Here is a 7,629-nt window from a genome sequence, read left to right as displayed (position 1 = left end):
CTTTCTGCTTGTTTTACGGTTACATTTGTTAAAGCGACGATACTGTTTTGGTTTGCGTCTATTCCATAGATGAGTGGTGCATCGTCTTTACCACTTGATATGGTTACATTTTCCAGTTTGTTTTCTTTGCTCTTACTGTTCTCAAAGGTAGCACCAATTATTGAAGCTTTAATGGTTCCGCCTGTCATACTGATTGCGCCACCTTTTGTTGCAAAGAGTCCAGGGCCCTCAGATGATGTAATTTGAGCATTGTTGGTTAAAGTAACAATACTGTTGTTGTGAGAAACTACAGTTGCATTTTTTGAATTAAATGCCCCTCCAGAGACTGTTATTGTAGATTCATTATTTGCACCTATGGCGCTTTCTGCTTGTTTTACGGTTACATTTGTTAAAGCGACGGTACTTTTATCTGCAGATATTCCTATGTTTAGTAATGCATCGTCTTTATTACTTGATACGATCACACCATCTAGACTGTTTTCTTTTCTATTACTGTTCTCGAAACTAGCACCAATGTTGGAAGCTTTAATGGTTCCGCCTGTCATGCTGATTGCACCATTGTTTTTTGCCCAGAGTCCGGGGGCTTCAGATGATGTAATTTGAGCATCTTTGGTTAGAGTAACGATACTGTTGTTGTGAGAAACTACAGTTGCATTTTTTGCGTCAAATGATCCTCCAGAGACTGTTGTTATAGATTCATGATCTGTAACTATGGCATGTTCTGCTTGTTTTACGGTTACATTTGTTAAAGCGACGGTACTGTTTTGATCTACTATTACTCCAAATTTCAGTGGTGAATCGTCTTTACCACTTGATATTATCACATTCTCTAGTTTGTTTTCTTTGCTCTTACTGTTTGAGAAGCTTGCACCAATTTGAGAAGCTGTGAGGGTTCCGCCTACTATACTGATTGCTCCACCGCCGTTTGCAGCAATCCCAGTTTCACTATCATTAATCTTTGTATTGCCGTGCAATTCAATCAGGCTGCCCATGCCATCAGAAGATACGCCGAATCGACCTTCCTTGGTTTTGAGGGTAACATCTGTGACTTTAATATGGCCACCATTCGCAGCCGACAATGCGCTATTTTTTCCTGCGACACTTCCCTTTGTCATTGTGATTGTGGAGTTTTTACCTTCAGCAAAGAGACCATAACCATCATCTGACGTAATCTGTGACACATTAGTTAAAATAATTCTGCCGCTATCTAGAGCATATATTGCATCATTTTTTGCGTCAAATGATCCTCCAGAGACTGTTATTTCAGAATTACTCGCAAAGACAGCTTTTTGAGCTTGTTTAATGATTACATTTTTTAACGTGACTTGACTGTTATTGATGGCACTTATTCCCAATAATGATGATGTATCACTTTCTTTTTTTGATATTGTCACATTTTCAAGCTCATTTCCTTTACTATTGTTTGAGAAGCCCGCACCAACTGTAGCAACATCCGTTGTAGATACTGTAATAGAACCACCGCTCATTTTGATTGCACCGCCGTCTTGTGCAAAAAGTCCGATTCCAGCATCATCAATTGTTGGGTTTCCGTGCAATTCAATTGTGCTGTTAGGACCGATAGATCGTGCACCAAATCCTTTGATATTTGTTTTTAGAGAAACATCCGTGACCTCGATGTGTCCACCCTGTATTGCAGATAATGCTGCTTGATTTCCTTTTACTGTTCCTCCAGTCATCTCGACTTTACCGCCATTCGCTGCACCAAGGCCAACAAAAGTACTTTCAACTGTTGTATTTCCGCTTAATTTAATTATACTATCAGAATCGCTAGCACCTGCACCGGTTCCTTCATCTTTTATCACTTTTAAAGTTGCATCTTTTACCTCGATATATCCTTTATTTTCTGCAAGTAACGCTGCTTGATTTCCGGTTACATTTCCCCCCGTTATTTTAATTTTGGAGTTTTCACCTTCAGCATGGAGCCCTGTTCCATCCGTTGATGTAATTGTAGCACCATCTTTTTCACCTTTATTTAAAATAACGGAGCCACCGTTTAAAACGTGCACACCTTGGTATTTTCCATTAAATTTTCCTCCAAAAACTTCTAATTTAGAATTATTCGCAAGTATGCCTGTTTCTGCGTTAGTGACGATTACATTTTTTAATGTGACTTGACTATTATCGCTGGCACTTACGCCTGTTGGTGAATATTGTCCATTATCAATATCACTGAGCGATATTATCACATCATTCAGTTCGTTTCCTTGGCTCTTACTGTTTATAAAAGTAGCACCACCTACGGAAGCAGTAATGGATCCACCGGTCATTTTGATTGTGCTATCGTTGTTTGCAGTTAATCCGATTACAGCATTTTCAATCTTTGTATTCTCTTGAAGTTCAATCGTGCTTTTATTTCCACCAGAGACGACTACACCAAAACCTTTGTCATTTTTCGCTGACAGAACGACATTTTTGACCGTAATACGTCCGCCGTCACCTGCAAATAATGCCATTTCTTTTGCATTTACTGTTCCACCAGTTATATTGATTATGCCGTTGTCTTTTGCTTCAAGACCTAGAATAATGTCAAAATCAGTTCCTTTGATGGTTGTTTTATCCCCCGTTAATTCGATTACACTGTTTTTGCCTTCAGCTGTTACAGCAGCTGGTGCTTCTAAAGAAGATGATCCTGGAGAAGAAGTGGCCGATCCTTCGCTGGTGTTTTTATTTCCGGTGACTGTTAAATTTTCACCGATGATTTTTCCACCTTTTTCTGCGTGAATAATTTCATAGGTTGCACCGGTTTTTCCGGTGATTTCTGGATCTGCTCCTGAGGCGTTAAGAGTTTCAGCATGTGCATTAAAATGGATACTAGAGAGTATGATCGCGACTGTTGTTGTATATGATAAAAGGAATTTTTTATACATCCGTATTCTCCTTTGAAGTCCCCAATAATTCATTTCCCCACCCGCTTCATAAGAAGAATAGAAAATGAGTTGTTGTTCCTCGTTGTGTTACATTCCTTCTAGTTTGGTAAGTTATTTTTATTTCTTTGTCAAAGATTTTAAATAATTTGTATAGAAATTCCTATTATATATAGTTTATTTTTATTTAAAGTATTTTATTCATTTATTGTCTGTACTATGGTTATTTGTTATACTATGTCATAGTAATATGATTTCTTATATCATTGATAACTTAAGAAAAATAATGTTTAAGCAGTAGTGAGTTTTCTTTATGAAAAGTTAGTCATTTTATGATAATTATTCGGAGATATTTTTATTTAATACGAAAAGATATTTTAATACTCTATCATTTATAGTTCTTTGTGTTTTTTCTTATTTGAATATTGTATGAACAGCAAAATTTTTTCAGTTTTCTGATGAGGAGAAAGTTTCCAATAAACGCTTGTCTGATTGAGGGGGGTAAAACAGACATATTTAAAGTTTAAAAACATCATTCATAAAGAGCTTCATATTGAAGCTTTGAAATGAATGGTGCTTTGGTCAATAAAATTGCGCTTTTATTAAAAAGTCTTCGCTTTCATTATTTAGGGATTTTGATATATCCTAGATAAAAATACCTTGCATTTTTTCTTGATAAAAAGGGAGGGGGATCGTGTGGGGTAAACAGGATTTATAAAGCAAAAAGGTAGCATATTGTGCTGCTTTTTTTATGAATACAAACAGAAGGAATACGCTTTCTTTTACAGTTTTTCCTTAAAACTGATAGCGTATACCGCCTGAAAAACTTGCGCCACTTATACCAGTTTTTTGAAGTTTTTGTTGATAGCTGACATCACCATGAAGCGAGACGTTTTGAGACAATTGTGCACTGATACCAAGTCCACCTTCAAGCAAAGAGCCCATAGGATCAAGTTGATAAGCTTTATCAATATATATTGCTTGATCATCACCAAACGTTTTGATCACATTTATTTTTCCATAGAAGGAAACAGCACGCCCGTTTTCAGCAGTGACAACGGTTTTGTTCAAACGTCCTCCAACACGGATCAACCATTGATGATGTTTGTTCATATTGACTTTAAAGCTGTCAGTATCTGAAATGGTATCAAACATCAAATATTGATAGGCAAGTTGTGCTTGAGGTTCAAAGGTTACACCTGCAATCCCGGTGGCAAATTTTTTGCCAATAGTTGTAGAGAGGTTCAACATTTTTGCATTTTTCACTTTTGCGGTTTTGCCAATGATGGCATTGCTGATATCTCCTTTTAGGATCCCATAGGATAAAAGGGTATCAAGATAGAAACCATTGTCATGCTGTATGCTGCCATAGGCTGTAAGTGACCATTTATCCACCGTGCTTTTACTTGCGTCTTTCATATTCTTTGGCGTGAAAGAAAGCTGCCCGTAGGTTCCTATAAGACCGAAATGTGTTGTGGTATTTTGCCCTTCCAGGGCGGCAAAGTTCACACCCCCTTGGAGAGCGGCATAACGAAGATGAGCACCGCTATAACCATATTTACGAGGAGCACTTTCAGAGGATAATGTTCCTGTTCCACCGTAGGTATATAAGAAGAAGCCGTTTTGTTTTTCTTGTTGTTTCCCCGAGACAGATGTTCTCATATTGGCTAACAGCGCATTTTGTTTTGCCATATCGATCAATCCCGTATAGAAGAGGGCATTTGGCATGAGCAAATAGTTTGCCATTTGAGGGACAACGGCTTGCACATTTTGTTCAGGATCAGGGGGAGAGCCGGGGTTAGAGCCAGAGCCGGGATGAGAGCCAGAACCGGGGTTAGAATTAAGAAATTCAGGTTGTAGACGGAAATCCCAGAAATTTTCATTTTTTTCATCCAACAAATTTTGCGCTATATTGGCTTTGCCATGGCTTGAATTTGGTCCATAGGCACGTAGGGTATATTTATTGGGTGTCCCATTTCTTGTGGTATAACCATTAACTAGTTTGAAGGAGTCTTCACGGGCATTTCCAGAAACTTGAATGAGTGAAAGACCACGCACATTGGCAGAAGCGGAAGTGTTTTCTTTCACATTATTCCCTCCTGATCGTCTCGTGACATAAATTGATGTGTTGCCTGATACATCACCATTGATCAGAAGTCGGTCTGTTTTTTGGTCAGCGATTGGTGCCCCATCACTCCATTGGCTATTGAGAGAAATCTGTGCATTGCCTGTTGCATTATAGACAGCTTTGGTATCTGGTTTACCAGAACCTATATACAATGTGTGGTAATAACCATCTTCTATTGGTTCTGCAAAAACAACAGAGCTGTTGTTGAGATTAAGCACAGAAACATCAGAGCGTGCTCTTTGAGCGATATCAAGAAGATTACCATCAGCATCTTTTTCTTGTGCGCTGTTTTTTAAGAACCATTGTGTACCGTTTTTGAGGTTAAAACGTACGTTTCTCTCTTTTGTGATGTTTGCTCTGCCTTCTAAAGTAGAATGATCTGCATTTAATGTGAAGCTACCGTTGGGTATTGCTTTTGCATTTATACCTTCCAAAAACTCTTGATTTCCCCAAGTACCGTTGCCTAATAAAACATCTGCATGGATTTCTGAATTTATGAGATTGGCTGTACCAATTGACAGATTGGTAATATTTTTAATGGTATTATCACTGAAAGTTGCAATGAGAATTCCAGTGCCATTATCGACATGAGTTTTGGTATCGGTCAAATTGATCTCAGCGTTTTGATAATTTTTTGGATCATTTGATTCATTTAAAGAAGTAGAAAGAACAGATGCGAGCTGCAAACCACCAATTTTCCCTGTTACAGAGACGTTTGTAATATCAATGTGTCCCCCGTTTGCAGTATATAATGCAGCTTCTTTTGCATTTACTGTACCTTCTGTCATTGTAATCTTAGATTGTAGATCGTTTGCATATAATCCAGCACCATTTGAGATAATTTCAGCTTTGTCTTTTAAAGTAATAATACTGCCAGATTCAGCATACATTCCTACGGTGCTTGCAGAAACTAATCCCCCTAATACTGTTACTTGAGAATGATCATGAGCATTTATGCCTTGATCTACTTGAGTAATTATTACATTGTCTTTTAAAGTAATGGTGCTGTCAGAAACAGCAGATACTCCTAGGGTACTTGCAGAAACTGATCCCCCTGATACTGTTACTTGAGAATTAAAAAAAGCATCTACACCGGAATATGTTTGAGTAATTGTCACATTTTTCAAAGAGAGTTTGCTTTTTTTTAGGACATTGACTCCGGAGGATGGTGTCTCATTATTTTTAAAACCTGATATCACCACATCTTCCAGTTTATTTTCATCACTATTACTCTCAATGTATTCAGCTCCTATGAGCGAAGTTGTAATGGAGCCTCCGGTCATCTTGCCCGTGCTACCCTCGTGCACATCAAGCCCGATTGAAACATCTTTAATTGTTGTGCCATGCAATTCAATTACGCTCCCCTCATTATCTACGAAAGCACCAGTTCCTATATTATCTCTTGATGTTATAACAACATCTGTAATATCAATATGGCCACCGTTTTCTGCATGCAATGTGCCTAGAGAATATCCGCTTACTGTTCCCCCCGTCATTGCGATTTTGGATTTTGGACCATCTGCATATAAACCACTAGAAATCGATGAGGTAATTTTAGCATTATCTTTTATATCAATGATACTGCCTTGCTTAGCAGATACTCCATCAAGCATTCCATCAAATTCCCCTCCTGATATTGTTATTTGAGAATGATCATCTGCTTCTAGAGCTTTGAAAGCGTGAACAGTTACCCCTTTTAAGGTAAGGTTGCTGTTTTTGGTAACTATTCCTAAATATGTATCTAGACTATCATTCGCATCCGTTATAAGTACATTCTCTAGTGTATTTTCCTTGCTCTTACTGTTAGTGAAAGAAGCACCAGTGTAGCCAGCTATAATAGAACCTCCAATCATCTTGATTGTCGCACCGTCTTTGGTTTCAAGACCTAAGTGGACTTCAGAATCTTTTTTTCCAATGGTTGTGTTATCCAATAACTCAATCGCACTGTTAGCACCTTCAGCTGTTACAGCGTATGGATCGTAATGTGGTGATTTTATCTTTAAATGCTTACCGATGATTTTACTGCCGTTTGTTGCATGAAGTGTATCATAGGTTTCTTCATGTACTGTTACTGTTTTTCCATCAGAAACTTCAAGGTCTTTAGCTTGTAGACTGAGAGAGCTATTAAACAGTATTATAGTTGCTATAGCTGTATATGATAGAAGGAATTTTTTATACACCAATACTCTCCTTATGAAAGCCCCCAATATTCATTTCCCCATCGATTTCATAAGAAGAATAGAATAATGATATTTGTTTTTTTATTTGGATAAGTTATTTTAATTTTTTTGTCAAAATAAAATATTCATTTATCTTAAAATAAAGAATATTTAAACTACTTACATAATGTACTTTAAATTAAGTGTATTGAAATAAAAATATTTTTTATATTTAGTAAAACATTGTAAAAAGCAGATCAGTGCTATCATATTTTATCAAGATGGGTGCTGTTAGCCGCACGCTGAAAGCAAGTTGGCGCGGATTAGTCACTTCAGGGCGCTCATTGGGTTTAATGGCAGCAGGGCTTGGTGGGAGTGCGCTGCGTCTTCTTCGCCCCATGACTTTACTTGTGGGGGCTTTACGGGGGATAGCCGTTTCAGGTGCGGCATTTTCTAC

At 37.8% G+C, this 7,629-nt stretch carries 2 protein-coding genes and 1 pseudogene; 1 reads left to right on the top strand and 2 read right to left on the bottom strand.

What is annotated here, in order from left to right; genetic code table 11:
- Together PVV57_RS09305 and PVV57_RS09300 are read right to left on the bottom strand one after the other, a co-directional pair.
- On the bottom strand, positions 1 to 2,888 hold a 2,888-nt coding region (locus PVV57_RS09305), incomplete at its 3' end, for a beta strand repeat-containing protein (RefSeq protein ID WP_404977250.1).
- A gap of 792 nt (positions 2,889 to 3,680) precedes the next feature.
- The gene (locus PVV57_RS09300; RefSeq protein ID WP_273783946.1) at positions 3,681 to 7,193 is read right to left on the bottom strand and encodes an autotransporter outer membrane beta-barrel domain-containing protein; all 3,513 of its coding nucleotides are present in this window, start codon (positions 7,191 to 7,193) and stop codon (positions 3,681 to 3,683) included.
- A 239-nt stretch (positions 7,194 to 7,432) separates the two neighbouring features.
- Here PVV57_RS09300 and PVV57_RS09295 point away from each other — a divergent pair.
- Positions 7,433 to 7,629: pseudogene (locus PVV57_RS09295) on the top strand (phage tail tape measure protein); the annotation flags it as partial.

Origin of the sequence: Bartonella sp. AU15XJBT (assembly GCF_028618615.1) — a bacterium.
In the GTDB taxonomy this organism is placed as follows: domain Bacteria; phylum Pseudomonadota; class Alphaproteobacteria; order Rhizobiales; family Rhizobiaceae; genus Bartonella.
The sequence above is the reverse complement of the archived record's forward strand: the minus strand, read 5'-3'. Positions and strand labels throughout refer to the sequence as shown.